Origin of the sequence: Rhizobium leguminosarum (assembly GCF_010668065.1) — a bacterium.
Lineage (GTDB): Bacteria > Pseudomonadota > Alphaproteobacteria > Rhizobiales > Rhizobiaceae > Rhizobium > Rhizobium leguminosarum_S.
Genome location: NZ_WUEN01000001.1, coordinates 489,812 through 513,728 on the forward strand (window position 1 = coordinate 489,812; position 23,917 = coordinate 513,728).

Below are 23,917 nucleotides of genomic sequence, written 5' to 3' on the forward strand. Positions count from 1 at the left end.
GCCGCGGCAGGCAGGAATATTTTTTTCTCACTTGGTAGCGCGGGCGGGATTGGTTATGCTCCCCCTCGCCCCTGTGCTCCCAGCCCAGGGCGCTATACGTCATCCGGCGGCAAGCGGCCGCCTCAAGCACAATATTGTCATTGTCATTGATTGCAGGAGCCCCGGCTTCTACCCCGACGTTTGCACGTCGGCTGCGGGTATCCGCATGAGGAGGAAGAAATGGATTATCGCAAGCTCGGTCCCAGCGGGACCGTCGTCACCGCCTATTGCCTCGGCACCATGACCTTCGGCGCGGAGGCCGATGAGGCCGCCTCGCACAAGCTGCTCGACGATTATTTCGCCTGGGGCGGCAATTTCATCGATACCGCCGATGTCTACAGCGCCGGCAAGTCGGAAGAGATCATCGGACGCTGGCTGAAGGCGCGCCCGACCGAGGCCCGCCAGGCGATCGTCGCCACCAAGGGGCGCTTTCCGATGGGCAACGGCCCCAACGATATCGGCCTGTCGCGCCGGCATCTTAGCCAGGCGCTCGACGATTCGCTCCGCCGCCTCGACCTCGAGCAGATCGACCTTTACCAGATGCATGCCTGGGACGCGCTGACGCCGATCGAGGAAACGCTGCGTTTCCTCGACGATGCGGTTTCATCCGGCAAGATCGGCTATTACGGCTTCTCCAACTATGTCGGCTGGCATATCGCCAAGGCCTCGGAGATCGCCAAGGCGCGCGGCTATACCCGTCCGGTGACGCTGCAGCCGCAATATAACCTGCTGGTGCGCGACATCGAACTCGAGATCGTCGCGGCCTGCCAGGATGCCGGCATGGGCCTGCTGCCGTGGTCGCCGCTCGGTGGCGGCTGGCTGACCGGCAAATACAAGCGCGACGAGATGCCGACCGGCGCCACCCGCCTCGGCGAAAACCCCAATCGCGGCGGCGAATCCTATGCGCCGCGTAATGCGATGGAGAGAACCTGGGCGATCATCGCTGTCGTCGAGGAGATCGCCAAGGCGCATGGCGTCAGCATGGCGCAGGTGGCGCTCGCCTGGACTGCGGCGCAGCCGGCGATCACATCCGTCATCCTCGGCGCCCGCACGCCGGAACAGCTCGCCGACAACCTCGGCGCCATGAAACTCAAGCTCTCCGACGACGAGATGGCGCGGTTGAACGAGGTGAGTGCGCCTCAGCCTTTCGACTATCCCTATGGCAAGGGTGGTATCAACCAACGCCATCGCAAGATCGAGGGCGGGCGCTGAGCCTTCCTTCTGCAACCGGATGAGTCGTCTCGCCCGGTCTGCAACCACCAATGAAAAAGCCGCCATGTTTCCATGGCGGCTTTTCGGCCTTTCTGCTTGGGAGGCGATTTTAGGCCGGAAGCTGGAAGATCACGTTGGCGATCAGGACGATCGCCAGGCCGCCGGCGAGTGCGAGATAGGGCAGGATGCCGGCTTTCTTGACGCCGAGATCCTGGCCGACGAGGCCAAGATCTTCCATCGCGCCGGCCGGGAATTTGCCGCCGTCGCGCACATAGTGGCGATAGGCGAAGACCGGCAGGATCAGGGCGGCGAAGATGAAGCCGACCCAGAGCGCATTGGAATAACCCCAGACCTTGGCACCCGCACCGAGGAAGAGCGCGTTGACAAAGGCCAGCACGGTGTTGAGGCCGATCAGCCAGGTCGGCGCCTTCCAGGGGCGTTCGATATGGCCCGAATCCATCCGGTGGATCCAGCCGGAATTGAGGTTCAGGAAGTTGAAGATGATGTAGCCGACATTCGAGACGGCGAGCACGAAGAAGTAGCCGCCGACATCCGAGGCGATCGCCAGCAGGAAGAGATTGAAGGCGAAATCGGTCCACATCGCCCGGGTCGGCGCGCCGTGTTCGTTGACGTGGTCGAGATATTTCGGCAGCCAGCCATCCTTCGAGCCCTGGTAGAGCGTGCGCGAGGAGCCGGCCATCGCCGTCATGATGGCGAGGAAGAGCGCCATGATCATCAACACGACGAGCAATTGGGTGACGACGCGGCCGGCGCCGATCAGGCCGCCGAGAGCTTCGGCAACACCGGTGCCATCGACGATCCCGGGGGCCAGCATGCCTGCATGGCCGAGAACGCCCTGGAAGGCGAAGGGCACGAGGAAGAAGAACAGGCAGCAGGCAAGGCCGGAATAGAAGATCGCCTTGAAGGTGTCGGTCTTCGGGTTCTTGAGTTCGCGGGTGTAGCAGACCGCCGTCTCGAAGCCGTAGGTCGACCAGGCGGCGATGTAGAGGCCACCGAGGAAGAGTGTCCAGCCGCCGTTGCTCCAGGTGCCGTCGGCAGCGGCATAGGCGGCTGTCGGCGGCACGAGACCGGTGACGTTGGTGGCAAGGATCTGGCCGCTGACGATCGGATAGAGGCCGATGATCAGCAGCGGCACCAGCACGATGATGGCCAGCCACTTCTGCACGCTTGCCGTTTCCGAAATGCCACGATGCTGGATGGCGAAGATGATCAGCATCAGGATGCCGCCGATGAAGAAGGTGGCATTGATATTGGCGGTGGCAAGGAAGGGAATGCTGAAGCTGAAGAGCGACCAGCTGCGGATTGCTGGCGTCAGGGCGGCGACACCGTCGGTGCCGAGCAATGCCTTGACGGCGTCATCCGGCGTCGTGCCGGCATGGGCTGCAATATATTCGGCGACGCGGGGGCTATCGGCCGTGATGGAAGCGGCATGCGCTGAGATCCAGTCGAGGACCATTTGCGAATCCGCTGCCGGAATCGGGAAGAAGGCATTGAGGATGTAGCCGGCGGCGATGGCGCAGCCGAGCGACAGCACCGGCGACCATGCAAACCAGTTGCACCAGACGGACAGCGGCGCGATGAATTTCGAATAACGCAGCCAGGCGGTGGCGCCATAGACCGAGGCACCGCCGGATTTGTTGGCGAACATGCCAGCGATCTCGGCATAGGTGAAGGATTGCAGGAAACCCATCACCATCGAGATGATCCAGACGACGAAGGCGAGCTTGCCCGTCGTGCCCGCAATGCCGCCGATGGAGAAAAGAACAAGCGGCGGCACGCCCGCAGCCACCCAGAATGCGCCCTTCCAGTCGAGCGCGCGTACAAGCTTACCTTCGGTGCCGGATGCAATCCCGGCCTCCACAACGTCTGTCATCAGTGAAATTCCCCATTCTATTTGTTCCGGACGTATCTTTGTACGTCTCCCTGAACGTGTCTCCCTGACAGTCTCAAGCCCGCCCGGATGATTTTGGCGATCCGTGTTCCCGACGGATTCCCGAGTCTCAACTCTTTATGCATAGTGAAGATATTTTCTTTTTAGTCAACATCACTTTACTTTCCCGGGGCATTTTGTAACCTGCATGGGTGGGTGTCCGAGGACGCCCGATCCTCCCATGAGGGCAGTATGCGAGAACTTCATCCTGCTATGACAGGCCTGCGGCCGGCCGCTCCGAGCCTCGTGCATTATCCCGGCATTCCCACCCTGCCGGAGGGAACGGAGCGCTACAGGGCAAAGGGCGGCGGATCGGTCGTTATGCGCGTCGAGCCGGGAGACCGCGTCAGCGTCATCGACAGCGAGGGCGGCCAGCTCTGCGAGATCTCCTTCCTCGACGAGAAAGGGCGTTTTTTCGCGGCCGGTCTCGGAACGGCTTTCAGCAATTCAGCCGATGGTTTGAAGGCAATTCTTCAAGCAGAGGATGAGAGTGCTGCCCGCACGCGTGCAGCGCTTCAGCGTCGCGGCGCCGATCTGGCGGCGGCCGGCGCGCTCAGCATCTTCGGGGCGGGATCGACCCCGGGCAGCCAGGCGGATTTCACGATTTCCATGAAGGGCCTGCTGATCGTCGCAGCACCCGCCAGCGCCATGTCGCCGGAGGCGCAGGATACGGCGACGCCGATCGAGATCAGGATCAAGCGCAACCTGCTGATCCGCGATTACGCCTCCGCCCTGCCGGAACCGGCCGCCGATCCGGTCGAGGATATCCGCATCCGGGCTGCAACCGCCGCAGCCTATTTCGTGCGTGCCGGCGAATTCATCCAGATCATCGACGTCTATGGACGCCAGTGCACCGATTTCCAGGCTTTTGCCGCCCGCAAGGTCGACAAGGGTCTGGACCTCGCGCTCGATTCCACAGTCACCCGCACGCTGCTCGGCCGCAGCTATCCGATGCCGGGTCTCCCCTCCAAGGCCTTCGACCGCGACTTCGAGCCGCTGGTCGAAATCGTCCAGGATACGGTCGGGCGCCACGATGCTTTCGCGACCGCCTGCAATTCGCGCTATTACGACGACATGGGTTATCCCGGCCACGTCAACTGCACGGATAATTTCAACGCGGCGCTGGCGCCTTACGGCATTGCCGGCCGCAAGGGCTGGGAAGCGCTGAACTATTTCTACAACACCAATATCGACCACAACAACCAGCTCTATCTCGACGAGCCTTGGTCGCGTCCCGGCGATTATGTGCTGATGCGGGCGCTGACCGATCTCGTCTGCGTCTCCTCGTCCTGCCCTGACGATATCGACGCGGCGAACGGCTGGGATCCGACGGATATCCACGTCCGCACCTTTTCCGGAAAAGAGAAATTCTCACGAGCGGTGGCCTATCGCATGACCCCAGATGCAGACGCCGAACTGACGCGCGAAACCGCCTTCCATCCCCGCCTCTCCGCGTTGACGCGGGACTACACCGAATATCGCGGCTACTGGCTGCCGAACCGCTTTTCCAGCGAGGGACCGGTCGAGGAATACTGGGCCTGCCGCGAGCGCGCCGCCGTCATCGATCTCTCACCCTTGCGGAAATTCGAGGTGACGGGGCCGGATGCCGAGGAACTGCTGCAATATTGCCTGACGCGCGACGTGCGCAAACTGTCGACCGGCCAGGTCGTCTATTCCGCCATGTGCTACGAAAACGGCGGCATGATCGATGACGGCACGCTGTTCCGGCTCGGCGACAAGAACTTCCGCTGGATCGGCGGCGATGATTCCAGCGGCATATGGCTGCGTCAGCAGGCGGAGAAAAAGGGATTCAAGGCCTGGGTCCGCTCTTCGACCGATCAGATGCACAATATCGCTCTGCAGGGTCCGAAGAGCCGCGATATCCTCAAGGAGATCATCTGGACGGCGCCGCGCCAGCCTGAAATCGGCGAGCTCGAATGGTTCCGCTTCACCGTCGGCCGCATCGGCGGCTTCGAGGGTGCCCCAATCGTCGTCTCGCGCACGGGTTACACCGGCGAGCTCGGCTACGAGATCTTCTGCCATCCGAAGGATGCGCTGACGGTGTTCGACGCTGTCTGGGAGGCCGGTCAGCCGCACGGGTTGAAGCCGATGGGGCTGGAGGCGCTCGACATGGTTCGCATCGAGGCGGGCCTGATCTTTGCCCGTCATGAATTCACCGATCAGACCGATCCGTTCGAGGCCGGCATCGGCTTCACCGTGCCGCTGAAGTCCAAGCAGGACGAATTCATCGGCCGCGAGGCGCTGATCCGGCGCAAGGAGCATCCGCGCCATCTGCTCGTCGGCCTCGACATCCAGGCCAACGAGGCCGTCGGCCATGGCGATTGCATCCATATCGGCCGGGGCCAGGTGGGCGTTATCACCAGCGCCACGCGCTCGCCGATCCTCGGCAAGACGATCGCGCTCGCCCGCATCGACGTGATGCATGCAAGCCCCGGCACCGAGGTCGAGATCGGCAAGCTCGACGGTCACCAGAAGCGCCTGCCGGCCACGGTCGTGCCGCTTTCGCATTACGACCCGCAGAAGACGCGGCCGCGCTCGTAATGCCTGCTTTTGTGGTCGAGGCCGGCGATTGGCGTCCCGGCATGCAAGGCGACCGAGATGCAACCTGATGATGAGTGAGCGGCCCTGAAAAACTAAAAGTTGACAAATTCGGGCTGGATGACTATATCTCGCTAGTCGATATTGCTTGTTTGACTTTTGTTATCGCACGCTGGCAACGTGCCCTGGACGAACTTCCCTCTTCAAAATCGAGATCATCATCCGTCGTGCTTCCGCACGTGCGGTCGTCAATTGCTATGAAAGGGTTTGTTATGACCACTGGCACAGTTAAATGGTTCAATTCCACCAAGGGCTTCGGCTTCATTCAGCCTGATGACGGCGGCGCTGACGCCTTCGTCCACATCTCTGCCGTCGAACGCGCCGGCATGCGCGAAATCGTCGAAGGCCAGAAGATCGGCTACGAGCTTGAGCGCGATAACAAGTCGGGCAAAATGTCCGCTTGCAATCTCCAAGCTGCCTAAACTGAAATCTGCTTTCCTTTGACCGCGGATGTACCGGCACTGTCGAAAGTATGATACTATCAAGGTCAGGCAATTTGCCTGGCCTTTTTGCTGCGTTCCGCCAAGCGGGCTGATAAATCCAGGATTGATATGACAGAGTCACACAGCAAATCACGCAAGCAGGCGGAGATTGCCTTCGGAAACGCGCAATCGCAGTTCCTGGCGCGAAGCCGCGCGGTCGAAGAGATCGATTCGACCGTACGTGCCCGCGAGGAAAAAACCTTGCGGTTACGCGAAGCGCGTGAAGCCAAGGAATTGCAGGATCGCTTGACAGGGGTTATTGCTCCCAGCGCGAAGCGACAAAAGAAAATCTGACCCTACGGCATAATTCCTTAAATCGGTCCGATTTCAGGATAAAGCGATGCAGCAGTTCAAGGTATTACAGCGCCCTTTGCGCGTCTGAAGACGCGCGGCGCGCTAGAACAGGATGATTTTAGGCAGGGTCGGCCTAAACTCTGAATCCTGTTCTACATTATTTAGTTAGAGCATGATGTCGTCCGAAAACCGCGCACACTTTTCGGCATCATGCTCTAGGGTCGAAGTCAAACAGTCAGGAAACAGATTTGAAAAACGCCAAAAACAACGAGCTTTCCGATCGCCGCAGCGCCGCTGCTGAAGCCAAGGCGGCTCTCCTCAATGCGTATCGTAGCGCCAAGGATTCAGCCGAACCCACAAGGCTGGCAAAGCAGGCGGAGCGTCAAGCCATTGCCGCGGCCAGGGAAGAACGTCGCGCTCAGCGAGAACGTCTCAAGCTCGAGGAGCTGGAGCGGGCTCAGGCCGCCGAGGCCGAACGTCAGGCTGCCGCCGAGGCCGCAGCACGCGCCGATGCCGACGCGCGCGAAGCGGCTGACAAAGACCGGATCGCCCGGGTGATTGCCGACGAAGCTGCCCGAAAGGCCGAACGCGACCTGCGTTACGCCAATCGCAAAGCCAGAAAGTCCTGATCGTCAGCGCCGCCTGTTGTCGTAACAGGCAGCGCTCTCTTTCAAGCGGCCTGCACGGCTGCATTCAGCGGGATTTCGACGTCGATTTCGAGCGTCGAAACGTATTCGTTGCGATCGATCGTCACCTGCACCTTGTCGTGGTCGAGCTGCACGTGCTTGGCGATCACCGCAAGGATTTCCTCGCGCAGCAGGGTGACCAGGTCCGACCCTGCCGAGGAACGTTCATGGGCGAGAAGGACCTGCAGCCGTTCGCGGGCGGCCGGTGCGGTTCTCTGCTTGTTGAAAAGACGGAAAATATTCATGCCGCCCTCCGTCCGAAGATCTTGCCGAAAATATTCCTCTTTTCCTCTGGGATGGCGATCGGCACAACTTCGCCGGCGAGCCGGCGAGCAGCGTCGAAATAGGCCATCGCAGCCGCGCTGCGGCTGTCTGCCAGCGTAACGGGCGCACCGATATTGGATGCCCGCAGAACATCCATGCTTTCGGGTATGATGCCAAGCAGCGGGATGGACAGGATCTCCAGGACGTCGTCGACCTTGAGCATGTCGCCGCGTTCGGCGCGGTTGGCGTCGTAGCGGGTGAGCAGCAGGTGCTTTTCCATCCGCTCGCCGCGCTCGGCCTTGGCGGTCTTGGCATCCAGCAGACCGATGATGCGATCCGAATCACGCACCGACGAGACCTCGGGATTGGTGACGACCACGGCAACATCGGCGTGGCGCATGGCAAGCGTTGCGCCGCGCTCGATCCCGGCGGGGCTGTCGCAGATGATCCAGTCGAAATAGCGCTTCAGGTCGTTGATGACGCGCTCGACGCCCTCGGCCGTCAGATTGTCCTTGTCGCGCGTCTGCGAGGCCGGCAGCAGGAACAGCGTTTCCAGCCGCTTGTCGCGGATCAGCGCCTGGGTAAGCTTGGCATCGCCCTGGATGACATTAATCAGGTCGTAGACGACCCTGCGCTCGGCGCCCATGACGAGGTCGAGATTGCGTAAGCCCACGTCGAAATCGACGACGACGACTTTTTCATTGCGTTGCGCCAGCGCCGCTCCCAATGCGGCGGTCGAGGTCGTCTTGCCAACCCCGCCCTTGCCTGACGTGACGACGATCACTTTCCCCATCATTGTCTCTCCTTTGCCGTGGCCCCAGTAATTCAAAGTGTTAAAGCGTCCTTTGCGGCTCACGAAGAGACGCGCGGCGCTGTCGTCAGATCAGTTTCTCTGCCATGATCGCGTCGTCTTCGAGCCAGAGCTGAACAGCCTGTCCGCGAAGATTGGGCGCCATGTCTTCCGCCATTTTGTAGATGCCGTCGATTGCAACCAGCTCGGCCTCGAGCTTGCGGCAAAAGATCCGCGCCGATGCGTTTCCGATGGACCCTGCCATGGCTCGGCCACGCAAGGTGCCATAGATATGGACGGATCCGCCGGCGATGACCTCGGCACCCGAGGCGACCGATCCGATGACGGTGACGTCGCCTTCCGGAAAGATCACCGATTGCCCCGAGCGCACCGGCTCCCTGATGACGATCGATTGCATGGCCGGGCGGGTCTCTGCCACCGCCGGTTTGCCGGGCGGATCGGCAGGCTCCTTTGCCTGAACCTCGATGTCGGAAACCGAACGACCGCCTTTGAGTGCCGGCGGCATGCCGGATCCGAGGATCGAAGGCCGCGCGCCCTCGATGCCCATGATGCTGACATTGCGCTTGGCAAGTTCGGCAATCAGGTCCTTCAGCTGCGGTCGGTCGATTTGCAGGTCCGTCAGATCGAGCACGACAGGCCGTCCGAGGAAGAAGCCGGCCGAACGCGCGGCCAGATCGTCCAGCCGGATCAACCAATCATCGATCGGAAGATCCGGGGAAAGCATGACCGCGAGGAAAGAGCGGCCCTTGATGCGGATAGAGCGAGCGTCTGTTAGCACTTTGGTCATCTATGTGAAGAAATCGTTGACCATGTCTACCGCTGCTATGGTTAACAAAAAGTTAACGCGGCCTTAATATCACCCACAATCATCTGAGATTCTTTAAGCGCATAATTACCGCAAGTTATTGGAAAAGCGTGGCTATCGCCGGAAGCGCTGCACGGTTAATATTGCCGCTTCGAACTGAGCCGCAAATCTGCCGCTGCTTGGGGTAAAGCTCAGCCTTCGGCCTTGCGTTGTGCGTTGGAAATGGCGCGTGCGGCCTCTTCCGAGGAGTTGGCGAGCGTGCGCATCTCGGCGGCCAGCACCGCAAAGCCCGATCCGGCCGTGCCGGCGCGAGCAGCCTCAATGCCGGCATTGACGGCGAGCAGCTTCAGGTAACGCAGCGATTGCAGGATTTCGTTGGTCTTCGAGGCGGTGATGCGCATGTCGGCGGTCTGGTCATCGATTCGCTGGTAGAGCGATTCGATGTTGATGATGCTGCCTTCGAGATAGAGAAGCTCACCCTTTTCGTCCCAGATGCCGCCGCCGGTCTCGGTCACCCAGATCAGATGCCCCATGGCGTGACGGATGCGGTATTCCATCGTCCAGTCCGTGCGCTTCTCCAGCGCCCGTCCGACGATCTCGTCCATCAGAGGCACGTCTTCCTCGTACATGATCGAGGTGAAGGTCCGCGTGCGGTTGCCGATGATCTCGTCGACTGGATAACCGAAGATGCGCTCGATGCCGTCGGTCATCTCAAGCATCGTGTAGTTTTCATCGGCACGGCAGCGGTAGAGAAAACCGCTCATGCGCCCGAGAATGCTCGTTTGAAAATCCATGAAGGCGACATCCGAAGAGAAGAGTTGCAGTCGTCTCGCTCAAAGGCGCGGCTCACAATATGCCGGAGGAGAGTGCCCGAACACCCTCCTCCGGCAATGCAGGCCCGCCTCATCAGTTGCGCAGATATTCCTCCATGGAATCGTCGAGCGCCTCGACCCAGGGCGTGTGGTGCGTCGGCGACATGTTGCCCGTCATCAGCGACCGGTAGGCATGGTCGCGGAAGCCCATGATGTTGTGGGCCTTGTGGTGTTCCCACTCCATGAAGGTCTGGTTGGTGCCCTCGATGTCGAAATTGGGATAATCGGTTTCGGCGAGCAGTTCCTTCACATAGTCGCCCTGATACCAGATCATCTGCTCGGCATCTTCGAGCGTCTCCTCGCGGGCGCGCCACATGTCGAAATTCGCCTTCAACTCCTCTTCGGGCGGCAGGGCGATGCGGCCCATCATCACGTCGCGCGCCCACCAGGCCTGCACGTCGAACATGTTGAAGGTGTAGAACTGGTCCTGCATGCCGATATAGAAAAGCTGCGGGTTCTTGTCGAAGATCACACCCTTGTAGAGGCTGTCAGCCCAGAGGCGGTTGGCGGTCTTCAGCCGGAGATCGTCAGGCAGGAAGGGGAAATGGTGCTGGTAGCCGGTGCAGAGGATTACGGCATCGACCTCCTTGGTCGAGCCGTCGAGGAAGTGCGCGGTGCGGTTTTCGAGCCTGGTCAGCAGCGGCCGCTCCTCGAAATTCTCCGGCCATTTGAAGCCCATCGGCTTCGAGCGGTAGCTCGTCGTCACCGATTTTGCGCCGTATTTCCAGCATTGCGAGCCGATGTCCTCGGCCGAATAGCTGCGGCCGACGAGCAGGATGTCCTTGCCCTTGAACTCCAGCGCGTCGCGGAAGTCGTGGGCGTGTAGCACGCGGCCGTTGAAGGTCTTCACGCCCTCGAAATAGGGCACGTTCGGCGTCGAGAAGTGACCTGATGCCACGACGACATAGTCGAACTCCTCGTCATACATCCGGTCCTCGATGCGGTTATGCGCCGTCACCGTGAACTTCTTCGTCTGATCGTCGAAGCGGACCATGCGCACCGGCGTGCTGAAGCGCACCCAGTGGCGGACGTTCGCCTTCTCGACGCGGCCCTTGATATAATCCCAGAGCACGGCGCGCGGCGGATAGGAGGCGATCGGCTTGCCGAAATGCTCCTCGAAGGAATAATCGGCGAATTCGAGGCATTCCTTTGGGCCGTTCGACCAGAGGTAACGATACATGCTGCCGTGGACCGGCTCGCCATATTCGTCGAGCCCGGTGCGCCAGGTATAGTTCCAGAGCCCACCCCAGTCCGACTGCTTTTCGAAGCAGACGATCTCCGGGATCTCGGCGCCCTTCTGAGCGGCCGATTGAAAGGCGCGCAGCTGCGCCAGTCCGGAAGGACCGGCACCGATGACGGCTACTCTAGTCATGAAGCATTCCCCTCTTGATTATCTCGCATTGCCTGACACATCGCTGCGCCTCAGTCCGGATAGATACCCGGGCTGGTCGGCGCCCCGTCGTCATATTTGGAAAACCAGTCGATCGTCGTCTCGCGGAAGCGGGTGAGGCCCTTGTAGTCGATAAGCTCCGGCGGCAGCGTCTTCAGCACGCGCGGGAAGCGGCGCGCCCATTTCGGCACGGTGACGAGCTCTTCCATGTTCATCAGATAGCAGCGGATGACGAAGAGGATGGCGTTGGAGCGCGGCAGGCGCCACAGGCTCTGCAATTCGACACGCAGATGCACCTTCTCGCCGACATTGTCAGGCGTCACCGTGGTGCGGTCAGGACCCCATTTGTGATAATTCTCCGGGCTGGTGTCGAGCCGCGGATTGATCGTCATCGTCCAGTTGAAGCGTCGTGTCGGCTTGCCCTGCTGCAGGTTCAGCAGGAATTTCAGCGCCCGGTCGAAGACGCCGATCTGGTGGGCGAGCGGCACCGGCCCGTGCCATTCCATGAAGTTCATGCCGATATCGAAATCGAGCGACCAGTCGGCCTGCGTCGTCACCATGCCGGCATCCATCCAGAGATTGCTGTCGCGCTGGTCGACGATGCAGAAATCGCCCTGGGCCTGGCGGGTGATATATTCGAAGGGCTCATAGGGCAGCGTCGAGGCGTCGCCAAAGGTGAAGCTGTCGTCGATGCCGAGCGGGCGGTTGATCCAGCGCCACTGATCGCCGTTGCGGATCAGCGTGAAATGATCGGGGTAACCCGCCGCCTGCTCTTCCATCAAAAGTTCAAGCGTATCCCATTGCGCGCTCATCATGTGCGGCAGCGCCTGATAGCGTAGCGGATCTTCCTTCAGAACCAGCGCCCGGTCGTGCATCTCGGCGACGTAATGTTCGTCGACGTCGATCAAGCTTTCGTAGACGGTTCCCGCCCGACCGTGCACATGCGGCTCCATATTGACCGAATACATGTATTCGTCGCGGTCGAAGGGAAACGGGAAACGCCGGATGTTCTCGGGGCTGTTCCGATAGCTGAAATCGTTCCGGAAGGTTTCCTGCTTGAAGACGATTGCCATGTCCGGTCTCCTTGTTCCGCTTCCGATGCCGCTAAAGATCAAGATGCAGCGTGTTTCCCTCGAAGCGGGAAACGCAGATCATCACCTTGCGGCCGGATGCTTTTTCTTCGTTCGTCAGATAAACGTCATGGTGCAGCAGCTTGCCGTCGCAGGTGACGACCCCGGTCTCGCATTGACCGCAGGCGCCGCCGCGACAGAGGAAGGGCGCGTCGACGCCCGTCGCCTCGATCGCCTCCAGCATGCTTTCGTGATGGCCGACCTTCACGGTCTTGCCGGACCGCAGGAGCTCGATCGCGAAGGGCTTGCCTGGTAGAGACGACAGGAACCGTTCCGAATGCAGGTTCTGCTCCGGCCAGCCGGCGTTGAGGCCGGTTTTCAGCACGCCGTCGATCATCCCGGATGGGCCGCAGACATAGAGATGCGTGCCGAGCGGCTGGCTGTCGAGCAGGCGTGTCAACGGGATGGCGCCGCCTTCGGCATCGCAATAGATCTTGATGCGATGTCCGCCATAGCGCTCGACGAGTTGCTGCCAATAGGCACCGCGGTCGCGCGTGCGGATGGCATAATGTAGCTCGAAATTGGCGCCTTCGCGGGAAAACTGCTCCATCATCGCGATGAAGGGGGTAATGCCGATGCCGCCGGCGATCAGAAGATGCTTGCGTCCGCGCCAGTCCGGCTGGAACAGGTTGACGGGATAGCTGACCTTCAGCTCGTCGCCTTCGCTGAGCTTCTCATGCATGAAGGTGGAGCCGCCGCGCGAATCCTCGACGTGCAGCACGCTGATCTCATAGGCTGCGCAATCATGCGGCGGCGACATCAGCGAATAGGCGTTGCGGCGCATATGGCCGCCATCGTTCATCAAAACGATGACGTGGGCGCCGCCGGAGAAATAGGGCATCGGCTTGCCGTCAAGGCGCTCGAAACGGAAGCGCTTGACCCGCTCGGCGATCGGCGTGATCCGCGTCACGCGGACAGGAATTTCAGTGCCACCGCTCAAAGGAACAACTCCTCCGGATCAGGCGCGCTGCCCGGTTCTTCCGCATCGATGTTGACGCCCTGGAAGGCAGCCAGCCGGCGCGAATAATGGTCGCGCACCAGAAGGGGCAGCCCGCAATGGCTACAATTGAAGGGGCTGGTGGTGACGTCGTCGGTGATGCCCTTGCAATGGACGCATTGCACACGCCGGGCCAGCGAGCCGCGATGCTCGGTGATGACGGAGGCATGGTCCATGCCGTAATCGAGCGCCACGAGCATTGCCTGGCCGATGAAGCCTTCCGTGCCCGACAGATAAAGCCGTGTGCCCATATGGGCGGTGGCAAGCGAACCCTTCAATCGGAAGAGCAGCGTTGCGATCGTCGGCGCCGTGAAGAACATGTCGGCGCCGAGGCGGCGCAACGTCTCGTCGAGGCCGGATCCTTGCGAGCCGCGGGCGACATAGAGGATCTCGCTGCGGGAAAGAGCCGTTTCGTGAAGCGCCGGCTGCTGATCGAGCAGAGCCCTGGCACCCTCCCCTTCGAGCGCGAAAATGTGCCGCCGGGCGTTGGGCTGGATGGTCAGGCCCGTGTAGACTGGTCGGCTCTTGATGCCTGCAACGAGCATTCGCGTGCTCCTTAACCTACGGCGATCCTCTTCTTCTTCTCCGGATCGTCGAAAGGAAGCGTGTGGGCGGTGGCGCTTGCCTTCACGGTTTTGCCGCGGACTTCGAGTTTCGTCCCATGCACCGCCTTGTCAACGTCCAGGCGGGCAATCGCCATGGATTTCTTCGTCAGCGCCGAATAGCTCGGGCAGGTAATGACGCCGACTTTTTTGCCGTCGGCAAAGACTTCGTCGCCGAGATCGGCCGGTCCGTCGGCATCGATCAGCATGCCGAAGATCTTGAAGCGTTCCTTGCCCTTGAGGCGGGCATGTTCCTCGGCGCCACGGAAACCTGTCTTGCCGGGGCTGACGGTGAAGTCGAGGCCGAGTTCCCAGAGGCTGTCGCCGGGCGGCTGATCGGCGAAGGGATACATCTGCGAATTGTCGTAAGGGTAGAACAGCAGGTAGCTTTCGACCCGCAGCATGTCGAGAACCGAGAAGCAGCAGGGGATGATGCCCATCTCCTTGCCTTCCTCAACGATCCGATCCCAGACCATGACGGCGTCCTGGCCGCGCACGAAGATCTCGTAGCCGCGTTCGCCGGTATAGCCGGTGCGCGAGATCATCACCGGTGCGCCGAACAGTGTCGTCTGCATGTGGTGGAAATATTTGAGGTCGCGGATGCCGGGCACATATTTGGCGAGATAGTCGACCGCGATCGGACCTTGTAGCGACAGGTCGTGCAGGTCATCGTCGAAGAGCACGGCGCAATTGCGGCCCGCCGCCTGCTTGACGACCTCCTCGTGGCCGGAGCCGGAGCCATGCACCAGCATCCAGGAATTCGGGCCGGTGCGATAGACGATGCAGTCGTCGGTGAAGTGGCCGCGCTCGTTCAGCATGGTCGCATAAACCGAGCGGCCGGGGTAGATCTTCGTCAGGTCGCGGGTGGTGATGGAGTCAAGCACGGCGATGGCGTGCGGGCCGACCAGGTGCACCTTCTTCAGGCCCGAGACATCCATGATGCCGGCCTTGGTGCGGACGGCGACATGTTCTTCCGACATGTCCTTGTCGTAGGTCCAGGCGGTTCCCATACCGCTCCAGTCCTCAAGCTTCGATCCCAGAGCGCGATGCCGATCCGCCAAGACGGAGAAACGCCATGATAAAGCCATTGTCCGTTCCCTTTTGTTTCCTCTACGGAATATTTATTTCCTGACTATATTCGTCTTTCGCGCCGTGGCAAGCCCGCCCGGCATGCATTTCCCAAAACTTTCGACGGCACTTGCTGCAACCTTCACCATCTGAACAACGGATGCTGCTACGCTTTTGCCGTCCCCAACCCGTCTCTAACCCATGCGTTCCGAGGCATAGCTGCCAGGGCTTGCCGGGAAGACCACGGTGCGGTTGCCGTTGATGAAGGTGCGGTGATGAATATGGGCGTGGATGGCACGCGCCAGCACCTGGCTTTCGACATCGCGGCCGATCGAAACATAGTCGTCGGGCGACTGCGCATGGGTGATGCGCGCCGTATCCTGCTCGATGATCGGGCCTTCGTCGAGATCGGCGGTGACGTAATGCGCCGTCGCCCCGATCAGCTTCACGCCGCGTTGATAGGCCTGTTTGTAAGGATTGGCGCCCTTGAAGCTCGGCAGGAAGGAATGGTGGATATTGATGATCTTCCCGGACATTTTCTGGCACATCTCGTCCGACAGGATCTGCATGTAGCGGGCGAGCACGATCAGTTCGGTGCCGGACTGCTCGGCCACCTCCATGATGCGGGCCTCGGCCTGCACCTTGTTGGCCTTTGTGACCGGAATATGGTGGAAGGGAATGTCGTGGTTGACCACGACCTTCTGGTAGTCGAAATGGTTGGAGACGACGCCGACGATATCGATCGGCAGTGCGCCGATCTTCCAGCGGTAGAGCAGGTCGTTGAGGCAATGGCCGAAGCGCGACACCATCAAGAGCACCTTCATGCGCTTCTCGCTGTCGTGAAAATCGTAATCCATTTCGAAGGGTGCCGCGACGGCTGCAAAACCGGTGTCGATATCGGCGCCCGAAAGCCCTTCTTCCGAAATGAAGCTGACGCGCATGAAGAACTTGCCGGTATCGAGATCGTCGAACTGCGAGCTGTCGATGATGTTGCAGCCCCTGTCGGCCAGATAGCTCGAAATCGCCGCGACGATGCCGCGCGTCGACTTGCAGGATACGGTGAGTACGAAGTTCTTCATGCTGTCACTTTCTTCGCCATATCAAGTGCAGGGGTCTCGATCACGCCGGAGCTTGTTCGCCCCGGCGCGTTAGCCTGTCATTGGACGCGTCCAGGCCACTCAGATATCGAGCGTGCTGTCGCGTTCCCACTGGGTGAAATGCGAGCAGTAAGCATTCCATTCCTGATGCTTGAGCTTGAGATAGGCGGCGGAAAACTCGGCCCCGATCGCCTGCTTCAAGCCCTCGTCGGCATCATAGGCGCGCAGCGCGTCGAGCAGATTGAGCGGCAGGCGCGGCGCGTCCTTCACCAGATACCCCTCGGCGTACATGTCGATATCGTAGTGCCGGCCGGGATCGGCTTTGCTGCGGATGCCGTCGAGGCCGGCCGCGATGATGATCGCCTGCAGCAGGTACGGGTTGACCGCACCATCCGGCAGGCGCAGCTCGAAGCGGCCCGGTCCCGGCACGCGTACCATGTGGGTGCGGTTGTTGCCCGTCCAGGTCACGGTGTTCGGCGCCCAGGTCGCGCCCGATGTGGTGCGCGGCGCGTTGATGCGCTTATAGGAATTGACCGTCGGATTGGTAATCGCGGCAAGCGCGGAGGCGTGCTTCATGATGCCGCCGAGGAAGGTTTTCCCCTGAGCGGAGAGACCAAATGGCATTTCCTTGTCGGCGAAGGCGTTGACCTTGCCATCGATGTCCCAGACCGAGATGTGGGCATGGCAGCCGTTTCCGGTCAGGCCCTTGAAGGGCTTCGGCATGAACGTCGCGCGAAGGCCGTGCTTTTCGGCGACCGACTTGACCATGAACTTGAAGAAGGAGTGCTTGTCTGCCGTCTGAAGCGCGTCGTCATATTCCCAGTTCATCTCGAACTGGCCGTTCGCGTCCTCGTGGTCGTTCTGATAAGGCTTCCAGCCGAGCTCGAGCATGTAGTCGCAAATCTCGGCGATGACATCATAGCGACGCATCACGGCCTGTTGATCGTAGCAGGGCTTCTCGGCTGTATCGAACTGGTCTGAAATCACCGAGCCGTCCGCGGAGATGAGAAAAAACTCGGGCTCCACGCCGGTTTTCACCCGGAGCCCTTCTTTCGCAGCTTCAGCGACCAGCCTTTTCAGCACCACACGCGGTGCCTGTTCGACGGGCTGATCGTCCATGACGCAGTCGGCAGCAACCCATGCGACGTCTTTCTTCCAGGGTAGCTGGATGACGGAGGAAGCATCGGGAAGCGCGAACAGGTCGGGATGGGCTGGCGTCAAATCGAGCCAGGTTGCGAAGCCCGCAAAGCCGGCGCCATCTTTCTGCATGTCGGCAATGGCTTCTGCGGGAACCAGCTTGGCGCGTTGGCCGCCGAACAGGTCGGTATAGCTGATCATGAAGTATTTGATGCCTTTGTCTCTGGCAAAAGCAGCAAGGTCCAGTGTCATTCTCGTTCCCCTTTGGATTTCTTGGAGACACCTTGGTTATGGATGCGAGACGGCCGGGACTTTTGCCCGGCCGGTAGTAGAAATCAGTAGCCTCCCTTGCCGGGATACCAGTTTGTGCCGGCGAGCGGGATCTGGGCCATGGCAGCCGCCTCCATCGTCAGCGCGCAAAGATCTTCCGGTTCCAGGTTGTGCAGGTGGTTCTTGCCGCAGGCGCGCGCGATGGTCTGGGCTTCCAGCGTCATGACCTTCAGATAGTTGGCAAGACGACGGCCGGCGGCGATCGGATCAAGCCGCTTCATCAGTTCCGGGTCCTGCGTGGTGATGCCGGCCGGGTCTTTGCCCTCGTGCCAGTCGTCATAGGCGCCGGCCGTCGTGCCGAGCTTCTGGTATTCTTCTTCCCAGTGCGGATCGTTGTCACCGATCGCAACGAGCGCTGCCGTGCCGATGGCAACCGCATCGGCGCCGAGCGCCAGTGCCTTGGCCACGTCGGCGCCCGAACGGATGCCGCCCGAGATGATCAGTTGCACCTTGCGATGCATGCCGAGATCCTGCAGCGCCTGGACCGCGGGGCGGATGCAGGCGAGCGTCGGCATGCCGACATTCTCGATGAAGACATCCTGGGTCGCGGCGGTTCCGCCCTGCATGCCATCGAGCACCACCACGTCGGCACCAGCCTTTACGGCAAGCGCTGTATCGTAATAGGGCCGCGCGCCGCCGACCTTCACATAGATCGGCTTTTCCCAGTCGGTGATCTCACGCAGTTCCAGGATCTTGATTTCGAGGTCGTCCGGGCCAGTCCAATCCGGATGGCGGCAGGCCGAGCGCTGGTCGATGCCCTTCGGCAGGTTGCGCATGTTGGCGACGCGATCGGAGATCTTCTGGCCGAGCAGCATGCCGCCGCCGCCGGGCTTTGCGCCTTGACCGACAACTACTTCGATCGCGTCGGCGCGACGCAGATCCTTGGGGTTCATGCCGTATCGCGACGGCAGATACTGGTAGACCAGCGTCTGCGAATGGCCGCGCTCTTCATCGGTCATCCCGCCGTCGCCTGTCGTGGTGGAGGTTCCGGCAATCGTCGCGCCGCGTCCGAGCGCTTCCTTGGCATTGCCGGAGAGCGCGCCGAAGCTCATGCCGGCAATGGTGATCGGCGTCTTCAGGTGAATGGGTTTTTTGGCGAAGCGCGCGCCGAGGACGACTGACGTGTCGCATTTCTCGCGGTAACCTTCGAGCGGATAGCGCGAGATCGATGCGCCGAGAAACAGCAGGTCATCGAAATGCGGAACCTTCCGTTTGGTGCCGGCGCCGCGGATGTCGTAAATGCCGGTCGCCGCAGCGCGACGGATTTCCGCCAGCGTGTAATCGTCGAAGGTCGCGGACTTGCGCGGCGGGGTATAGGGGTTGTGATAGCTCATGATGGTCCCTCGCCTTAATATGCGTCAGCGTTGTCGATATTGAAATTGTAAAGCTTGCGGGCGGAGCCGTAACGCTTGAATTCCTCGGGCCTCACTTCGGTCACGCCCGCTTTTTCGAGAAGTTCGGCCAGCTTCGTCAGATGCTCGGGACGCAGCTCCTTTTCGATGCAATCGGCACCCAGGCTCTTTACCGAACCGCGCACGAAGAGCGTCGCCTCGTAGAGCGAATCCCCAAGCGCATCGCCGGCATCGCCGAGCACTACGAGGTGGCCCGACTGGCCCATGAAGGCGGACATGTGGCCTATATTGCCATGAACGACGATGTCGATGCCCTTCATCGAGATGCCGCAGCGCGATGCCGCATTGCCCTTGATGACAAGGAGGCCGCCGCGGCCGGTTGCGCCGGCATACTGGCTGGCATCGCCCTCGATGACGACGGTTCCAGACATCATGTTTTCCGCAACACCCGGACCTGCCGAACCGTGAACGGTGACGGTCCCGCCGTCGTTCATCCCGGCGCAGTAATAGCCGACGGACCCCTTCACGTCGACCGTGACGGGCGCGTCGATGCCGACGGCAACCGAATGGCTGCCGCGCGGATTGACGACTTCGAAGGAAAGATCGTTCGAACCGTTCTGGATGTTGTGCAGGGCACTGTTGAGTTCACGCAACGGCGTAGTGGCAAGATCAATGACAGGCATGTTTCGATAACCCTTGGAGAATACGCATGAGGCGCCGGTCAAGCGACCTTCTGGTGATCCCAGAAATAGACGGTTGCAGGCTCCGGCTCCCAGACCCGGGCATTCTCGATGCCGGGCAGATTGACGAGCGCCCGGTATTCCGAACCGAAGGCGACATACTGGTCGGTTTCGGCCATGACGGCGGGCTTGCAGGCGATCGCATCGCGCACGACGCCGAAGCCGGACTTCGTGCCGACGACGAAGGTGAAGAAGCCGTCGAGGTCGTCCACCGCGCCTTCGAGCGCCTGGCCGAGATTCTTGCCCTTGGCCATCTCTGCCGTCAGATAGGCGGCGGCGACCTCTGTGTCGTTTTCGGTTTCGAAGGTCATGCCTTCGCGCTTCAGCTCGCGGCGCAGATTGTTGTGGTTGGAGAGCGAGCCATTATGCACCAGGCATTGGTCGGAGCCGGTGGAGAAAGGATGGGCGCCGAGCGTCGTGACGGCCGATTCCGTCGCCATGCGGGTATGGCCGATGCCGTGGGTGCCCGCCATCGAATTGACCGCGAAGCGGGAGACGACATCCTTCGGCAGGCCGGTTTCCTTATAGATCTCGATGGCGTCGCCGCTGCTCATGATGCGGATGTTCGGACGCAATTCCACAACGGCTGCCTTGCCCGTGTCGAGCAGATCCTTCGCAAGCGTGATGACGGCATGCGTGCTCTTCACCTGGATGGCGACCGATGCACCAACCGCCTGGCCGAGCTCGGCCTCGAGGCCGGCGAAATCCTTCTTCGGATTGGCCGACTGGATGGTGATCTTGGCATTGTTGCCGCTGGCGTCGCCATAGATCGCGATACCGGCGCTGTCCGGCCCCCGATCCGTCATCGTCACCAGCATCGAGGACAGCAGTGCCCCGAGCTCCGGTTCGAGACTTTTATCCTTGAGGAAGAGACCCACAATTCCGCACATGACCAGACCTCCGTTCGTGTTGAGAAAGGACTAGCAGGTCTGTTTTGGTTTTTCAACTCGGAAGAAAGATTTTTTCTTTTAAGGCAAGTCAGCTTTTCGAGCTCTGCTGTGGATAGCTGATGATCGAGAGGTATTTGCTCGGCAGTTTCACCAGCTGCTCCGGCCCATGCGGCGCATCGGCGTCGAAGAACAGGCTGTCGCCCGGCTGCATCTGGAAAAGCTGGTCGCCGTGACGGTAAACGACTTCGCCCTCGAGCATATAGAGAAACTCCATCCCCTCGTGCTGGAAGGTCGGGAAGATGTCGGAGTCGGTCGTCAGGGTGATGAGGTAGGGCTCGACGATGACGCCGCTGGTATTGTTGTCGATATGACCGAGCACATTATATTGGTGGCCGGCGCGTGTGCCGCGCCGTTCGAGCTCGATGCCCTGACCTGCCTTGACGAAGACGGCATTGCGCGGTTCCTCGAAACGGCGGAAGAAGGCCGTCAGCGGCACGCCGAGCGCCCGCGACAGCGATTGCAGCGTCGTCAGCGACGGCGATATGTTGCCGTTCTCGATCTTCGACAGCATGCCGAGCGAAATGCCGGTCGCCGCCGCTAGATCGGTGACCGTAATGCCGAGTTTCTTGCGGTAGGCGCGCACCTCATGGCCGATCGCCATTTCGAGGTTGTTTTCCTTCGGCTCGCGGACGGCGTGCGGGTCCTGGGAAAAGGGAGCGCGTCCGCCCGGCTGTTCCGGTTGCTCTGCCGCTTCACGCCTGGATTTCATGGATTTTCCCCTGCCGCCGTCTCTTTTGTCCAAAGGCAACCCTATCGTCATAGTGAAAATTCCTCAACCGTGAAGAAAACCTATTCCCGCCGTGCCTCACGCGGGGCGATGCCGTAGACGGCACGGAACATCCGGGAAAAATGGCTCAGGCTGGAAAAGCCGGTGGCCACCGCGATTTCCGAGACGGAAAGCGGGCTTTGCTTCAGCAGCCGATGGGCATGCTGCAGCCTGATCCTGCGGTACTGATCAAGGAAGGTGGTCCCGAGATGCGCCGCAAAGAGCCGGTCGAGATGGCGGGTGGTGACGCCGGCGATGCGCGCCATGGCGGCGCGCTCCAGCGGCATCTCGATCGTCTCCTCCATCCGTTCGAGAACGTTGAGCAGACCGGGATGATGGACGCCGTAACGCTGCGCCAGCGAGGCGCGCTGGGGTGCCGCGGGTTCGTTGACCTCGGTATGAAGATACCAGTCGCTGACCCGGCGGGCGAAATCCGGCCCCATGCGCTCGGCGATCAGCACATGCATCATGTCGAGCGGTGCGATGCCGCCGCCGCAGGTAATCCGGTTGCCGTCGATCAGGAAGCGCGCCTGGCGCGGCGTGAGGTCCGGGAAGGCTTCGAGAAGGGCTGCGGCATGCTCCCAGTGGATGGTGAAATCGCGGCCGCCGAGCAGTCCGGCGGCGGCCATCAGATAAGGCCCGCCCGAGATGCCGCCGATCCTCACCCCTTCGCGCGACAGCTGCCGCAAGCAGGAAAGCACGCCGGGATACCGCCAGTCGCGGGGTAAGCCGCCGGCGCAGACGAAGGCCGTTCCGAGACCCGAGCCTCTGAGGGGAAGAGGTTCGGCGGGGACGCTGACGCCCGAGGAAGAAAGCGCCGGTGCGCCATCCGGCGAGAAGACCTGCAGCCGATAGATCTCGCGTCCGGCCAGAAGATTTGCCGCCCTGAGCGGCTCCGTCGCCGAGGCATAGGACATCAGCGCAAATCCCGGGATGAGGATGAAGCCGATCGTCTGCACATTTCTGCTATCAAGCGAGGACATGTCTTATTCTTAGCGATTAATGTCCCTTCTGTGCAAGTCCGCCCTCCCCTTTCTGGCATCATGCAGCTGTTCTTTCCGGGGTGACCCATGCGCTATTCCGCTCTTTCGATTTTCCTGAACGGCCTTCGTGGCAACAAAGGCTGGGCGCCGGCCTGGCGCGACCCGGCCCCAAAGCCGCATTACGACGTCGTCATCGTTGGTGGCGGCGGCCATGGTCTTGCCACCGCCTATTATCTTGCCAAGGAATTCGGCGTCACCAATGTCGCCGTCCTCGAAAAGGGCTACCTCGGCTCGGGCAATATCGGCAGGAACACGACGATCATCCGCTCGAACTACCTGCTGCCGGGCAACAATCCCTTCTATGAGCTGTCGATGAAACTCTGGGAGGGGTTGGAGCAGGACTTCAACTTCAACGCCATGGTCTCGCAGCGCGGCGTGCTCAACCTCTTCCATTCCGACGCCCAGCGCGACGCCTATACGCGCCGCGGCAACGCCATGCGGCTTCACGGCGTCGACGCCGAGCTTCTCGACCGGCAGGCAGTGCGCAAGAAATTGCCGTTCCTCGATTTCGACAATGCCCGTTTCCCGATCATGGGCGGCCTGTTCCAGTCGCGCGGAGGCACCGTGCGCCACGATGCGGTTGCCTGGGGTTATGCGCGCGGCGCCGATCAGCGCGGGGTCGATATCATCACCCAGTGCGAGGTGACCGGCATTCGCACCGAGAACGGCCAGGTGACCGGCGTTGAGACCAGCAAGGGCTTCATCGGCTGCGGCAAGCTGGCGCTCGCAGCAGCCGGCAACTCCACCGTCGTTGCCGATATGGCCGGTCTTCGCCTGCCGATCGAAAGCCATGTGCTGCAAGCCTTCGTTTCGGAAGGGCTGAAGCCGTTCATCGACACGGTCGTCACATTCGGCGCCGGGCATTTCTACGCGTCCCAGTCGGACAAGGGCGGCCTCGTCTTCGGCGGCGATATCGACGGCTATAATTCCTATGCCCAGCGCGGCAATCTCGCTTGCGTCGAGCATGTCGCCGAAGCCGGGCTGGCGCTGATCCCGTCGCTGTCGCGCGTGCGGTATCTGCGCTCCTGGGGCGGCGTCATGGATATGAGCATGGACGGCTCGCCGATCATCGACCGCACCCATATCGACAATCTCTATCTCAACACCGGCTGGTGTTACGGCGGCTTCAAGGCCACGCCCGCCTCCGGCTTCTGTTACGCCCATCTGATCGCCCGCAACGCGCCGCATCAGACCGCCCGCGCCTTCCGGCTCGATCGTTTCGCGCGCGGCTATCCGATCGACGAAAAGGGCGTCGGCGCCCAGCCCAACCTGCACTGAGG

General features: G+C 61.2%; 23 protein-coding genes. 6 read left to right on the forward strand and 17 right to left on the reverse strand.

From position 1 onward, the window contains the following. The first annotated feature begins 219 nt into the window (after nt 1-219). On the forward strand, nt 220-1,251 hold the full coding sequence (locus tag GR198_RS02255; RefSeq protein ID WP_164067222.1) for an aldo/keto reductase: 1,032 nt from the start codon (nt 220-222) through the stop codon (nt 1,249-1,251). Nucleotides 1,252-1,360: 109 nt separating this feature from the next. On the opposite strand, the gene GR198_RS02260 is transcribed toward GR198_RS02255, so the two are convergent. Continuing rightward, nucleotides 1,361-3,145: an APC family permease gene (locus GR198_RS02260; RefSeq protein ID WP_028741874.1), complete on the reverse strand. Its 1,785-nt coding sequence runs from the start codon at nt 3,143-3,145 to the stop codon at nt 1,361-1,363. Nucleotides 3,146-3,394: 249 nt separating this feature from the next. Here GR198_RS02260 and GR198_RS02265 point away from each other — a divergent pair, with 249 nt between their 5' ends. The 4 genes from GR198_RS02265 (at nt 3,395) to GR198_RS02280 (ending at nt 7,226) form a co-directional block, all read left to right on the forward strand. Beyond that, nucleotides 3,395-5,764 carry a DUF1989 domain-containing protein gene (locus tag GR198_RS02265; RefSeq protein WP_164067225.1) on the forward strand — a complete coding sequence of 790 codons (2,370 nt, stop codon included), beginning with the start codon at nt 3,395-3,397 and terminating at the stop codon, nt 5,762-5,764. 269 nt (nt 5,765-6,033) lie between these two features. Beyond that, nucleotides 6,034-6,243 carry a cold-shock protein gene (locus tag GR198_RS02270; protein WP_003548109.1) on the forward strand — a complete coding sequence of 70 codons (210 nt, stop codon included), beginning with the start codon at nt 6,034-6,036 and terminating at the stop codon, nt 6,241-6,243. A gap of 129 nt (nt 6,244-6,372) precedes the next feature. Beyond that, complete coding sequence (locus tag GR198_RS02275) at nt 6,373-6,597, forward strand: hypothetical protein (protein WP_164067228.1); 225 nt, start codon at nt 6,373-6,375, stop codon at nt 6,595-6,597. A gap of 248 nt (nt 6,598-6,845) precedes the next feature. After that, nucleotides 6,846-7,226, forward strand: a complete 381-nt coding sequence (locus tag GR198_RS02280) for a DUF6481 family protein (RefSeq protein WP_164026487.1) — start codon at nt 6,846-6,848, stop codon at nt 7,224-7,226. 41 nt (nt 7,227-7,267) lie between these two features. Here the strand turns inward: GR198_RS02280 and minE are convergent, their stop codons facing one another. From minE to GR198_RS02360, 16 genes are all read right to left on the reverse strand, one after another. After that, entirely contained in the window at nt 7,268-7,528 is a 261-nt protein-coding gene (minE, locus tag GR198_RS02285; protein ID WP_003548116.1) for a cell division topological specificity factor MinE, read from the reverse strand. Next, complete coding sequence (gene minD / locus GR198_RS02290; RefSeq protein WP_025397600.1) at nt 7,525-8,340, reverse strand: septum site-determining protein MinD; 816 nt, start codon at nt 8,338-8,340, stop codon at nt 7,525-7,527. The genes minE and minD overlap by 4 nt, the downstream gene beginning before the upstream one ends. A gap of 85 nt (nt 8,341-8,425) precedes the next feature. Continuing rightward, complete coding sequence (minC, locus tag GR198_RS02295; protein ID WP_164067231.1) at nt 8,426-9,145, reverse strand: septum site-determining protein MinC; 720 nt, start codon at nt 9,143-9,145, stop codon at nt 8,426-8,428. A 209-nt stretch (nt 9,146-9,354) separates the two neighbouring features. Beyond that, on the reverse strand, nt 9,355-9,957 hold the full coding sequence (locus tag GR198_RS02300) for a methyl-accepting chemotaxis protein (protein ID WP_164067234.1): 603 nt from the start codon (nt 9,955-9,957) through the stop codon (nt 9,355-9,357). Between the two features lie 112 nt (nt 9,958-10,069). Further along, complete coding sequence (locus GR198_RS02305; protein WP_164067237.1) at nt 10,070-11,407, reverse strand: NAD(P)-binding domain-containing protein; 1,338 nt, start codon at nt 11,405-11,407, stop codon at nt 10,070-10,072. 50 nt (nt 11,408-11,457) lie between these two features. Continuing rightward, on the reverse strand, nt 11,458-12,498 hold the full coding sequence (locus tag GR198_RS02310) for a heme-dependent oxidative N-demethylase family protein (RefSeq protein WP_012763169.1): 1,041 nt from the start codon (nt 12,496-12,498) through the stop codon (nt 11,458-11,460). Between the two features lie 31 nt (nt 12,499-12,529). Next, nucleotides 12,530-13,495 carry a PDR/VanB family oxidoreductase gene (locus GR198_RS02315; RefSeq protein ID WP_164067240.1) on the reverse strand — a complete coding sequence of 322 codons (966 nt, stop codon included), beginning with the start codon at nt 13,493-13,495 and terminating at the stop codon, nt 12,530-12,532. Next, complete coding sequence (locus tag GR198_RS02320; RefSeq protein ID WP_164067243.1) at nt 13,492-14,097, reverse strand: dimethylamine monooxygenase subunit DmmA family protein; 606 nt, start codon at nt 14,095-14,097, stop codon at nt 13,492-13,494. The genes GR198_RS02315 and GR198_RS02320 overlap by 4 nt, the downstream gene beginning before the upstream one ends. 11 nt (nt 14,098-14,108) lie before the next feature. Then, nucleotides 14,109-15,242 (reverse strand): aminomethyltransferase family protein, encoded by a 1,134-nt coding sequence (locus GR198_RS02325; RefSeq protein WP_164067246.1) that lies wholly within the window; start codon nt 15,240-15,242, stop codon nt 14,109-14,111. A gap of 174 nt (nt 15,243-15,416) precedes the next feature. Then, nucleotides 15,417-16,301 carry a formyltetrahydrofolate deformylase gene (purU, locus tag GR198_RS02330; protein WP_164067248.1) on the reverse strand — a complete coding sequence of 295 codons (885 nt, stop codon included), beginning with the start codon at nt 16,299-16,301 and terminating at the stop codon, nt 15,417-15,419. A 99-nt stretch (nt 16,302-16,400) separates the two neighbouring features. Further along, complete coding sequence (gene glnT / locus GR198_RS02335; protein WP_003548135.1) at nt 16,401-17,708, reverse strand: type III glutamate--ammonia ligase; 1,308 nt, start codon at nt 17,706-17,708, stop codon at nt 16,401-16,403. Nucleotides 17,709-17,791: 83 nt separating this feature from the next. Further along, nucleotides 17,792-19,120: an FMN-binding glutamate synthase family protein gene (locus GR198_RS02340; RefSeq protein ID WP_003548137.1), complete on the reverse strand. Its 1,329-nt coding sequence runs from the start codon at nt 19,118-19,120 to the stop codon at nt 17,792-17,794. A gap of 14 nt (nt 19,121-19,134) precedes the next feature. Then, on the reverse strand, nt 19,135-19,821 hold the full coding sequence (locus GR198_RS02345) for a GXGXG domain-containing protein (RefSeq protein WP_164067251.1): 687 nt from the start codon (nt 19,819-19,821) through the stop codon (nt 19,135-19,137). A 38-nt stretch (nt 19,822-19,859) separates the two neighbouring features. Continuing rightward, nucleotides 19,860-20,768, reverse strand: coding sequence for a class II glutamine amidotransferase (locus GR198_RS02350; RefSeq protein ID WP_130788347.1), 909 nt, complete (start codon nt 20,766-20,768; stop codon nt 19,860-19,862). Nucleotides 20,769-20,856: 88 nt separating this feature from the next. Continuing rightward, entirely contained in the window at nt 20,857-21,537 is a 681-nt protein-coding gene (locus tag GR198_RS02355) for a helix-turn-helix domain-containing protein (protein ID WP_164067254.1), read from the reverse strand. Between the two features lie 80 nt (nt 21,538-21,617). Continuing rightward, nucleotides 21,618-22,577, reverse strand: coding sequence for a GlxA family transcriptional regulator (locus GR198_RS02360; RefSeq protein ID WP_164052417.1), 960 nt, complete (start codon nt 22,575-22,577; stop codon nt 21,618-21,620). A gap of 87 nt (nt 22,578-22,664) precedes the next feature. On the opposite strand from GR198_RS02360, the gene GR198_RS02365 reads away from it, so the two are divergent. After that, complete coding sequence (locus GR198_RS02365; RefSeq protein WP_164067257.1) at nt 22,665-23,915, forward strand: sarcosine oxidase subunit beta family protein; 1,251 nt, start codon at nt 22,665-22,667, stop codon at nt 23,913-23,915. The last annotated feature ends 2 nt before the right edge of the window (nt 23,916-23,917 follow it).

Excerpts from the sequence above, each read along its gene's own strand:
- GR198_RS02255 (WP_164067222.1), top strand. The coding sequence starts at position 220 with ATGGATTATCGCAAGCTCGGTCCCAGCGGGACCGTCGTCACCGCCTAT.
- GR198_RS02260 (WP_028741874.1), bottom strand. The coding sequence starts at position 3,145 with ATGACAGACGTTGTGGAGGCCGGGATTGCATCCGGCACCGAAGGTAAG.
- GR198_RS02265 (WP_164067225.1), top strand. The coding sequence starts at position 3,395 with ATGCGAGAACTTCATCCTGCTATGACAGGCCTGCGGCCGGCCGCTCCG.
- GR198_RS02270 (WP_003548109.1), top strand. The coding sequence starts at position 6,034 with ATGACCACTGGCACAGTTAAATGGTTCAATTCCACCAAGGGCTTCGGC.
- GR198_RS02275 (WP_164067228.1), top strand. The coding sequence starts at position 6,373 with ATGACAGAGTCACACAGCAAATCACGCAAGCAGGCGGAGATTGCCTTC.
- minE (WP_003548116.1), bottom strand. The coding sequence starts at position 7,528 with ATGAATATTTTCCGTCTTTTCAACAAGCAGAGAACCGCACCGGCCGCC.
- minD (WP_025397600.1), bottom strand. The coding sequence starts at position 8,340 with ATGGGGAAAGTGATCGTCGTCACGTCAGGCAAGGGCGGGGTTGGCAAG.
- minC (WP_164067231.1), bottom strand. The coding sequence starts at position 9,145 with ATGACCAAAGTGCTAACAGACGCTCGCTCTATCCGCATCAAGGGCCGC.
- GR198_RS02300 (WP_164067234.1), bottom strand. The coding sequence starts at position 9,957 with ATGGATTTTCAAACGAGCATTCTCGGGCGCATGAGCGGTTTTCTCTAC.
- GR198_RS02305 (WP_164067237.1), bottom strand. The coding sequence starts at position 11,407 with ATGACTAGAGTAGCCGTCATCGGTGCCGGTCCTTCCGGACTGGCGCAG.
- GR198_RS02310 (WP_012763169.1), bottom strand. The coding sequence starts at position 12,498 with ATGGCAATCGTCTTCAAGCAGGAAACCTTCCGGAACGATTTCAGCTAT.
- GR198_RS02320 (WP_164067243.1), bottom strand. The coding sequence starts at position 14,097 with ATGCTCGTTGCAGGCATCAAGAGCCGACCAGTCTACACGGGCCTGACC.
- GR198_RS02325 (WP_164067246.1), bottom strand. The coding sequence starts at position 15,242 with ATGGCTTTATCATGGCGTTTCTCCGTCTTGGCGGATCGGCATCGCGCT.
- purU (WP_164067248.1), bottom strand. The coding sequence starts at position 16,301 with ATGAAGAACTTCGTACTCACCGTATCCTGCAAGTCGACGCGCGGCATC.
- glnT (WP_003548135.1), bottom strand. The coding sequence starts at position 17,708 with ATGACACTGGACCTTGCTGCTTTTGCCAGAGACAAAGGCATCAAATAC.
- GR198_RS02340 (WP_003548137.1), bottom strand. The coding sequence starts at position 19,120 with ATGAGCTATCACAACCCCTATACCCCGCCGCGCAAGTCCGCGACCTTC.
- GR198_RS02345 (WP_164067251.1), bottom strand. The coding sequence starts at position 19,821 with ATGCCTGTCATTGATCTTGCCACTACGCCGTTGCGTGAACTCAACAGT.
- GR198_RS02350 (WP_130788347.1), bottom strand. The coding sequence starts at position 20,768 with ATGTGCGGAATTGTGGGTCTCTTCCTCAAGGATAAAAGTCTCGAACCG.
- GR198_RS02355 (WP_164067254.1), bottom strand. The coding sequence starts at position 21,537 with ATGAAATCCAGGCGTGAAGCGGCAGAGCAACCGGAACAGCCGGGCGGA.
- GR198_RS02360 (WP_164052417.1), bottom strand. The coding sequence starts at position 22,577 with ATGTCCTCGCTTGATAGCAGAAATGTGCAGACGATCGGCTTCATCCTC.
- GR198_RS02365 (WP_164067257.1), top strand. The coding sequence starts at position 22,665 with ATGCGCTATTCCGCTCTTTCGATTTTCCTGAACGGCCTTCGTGGCAAC.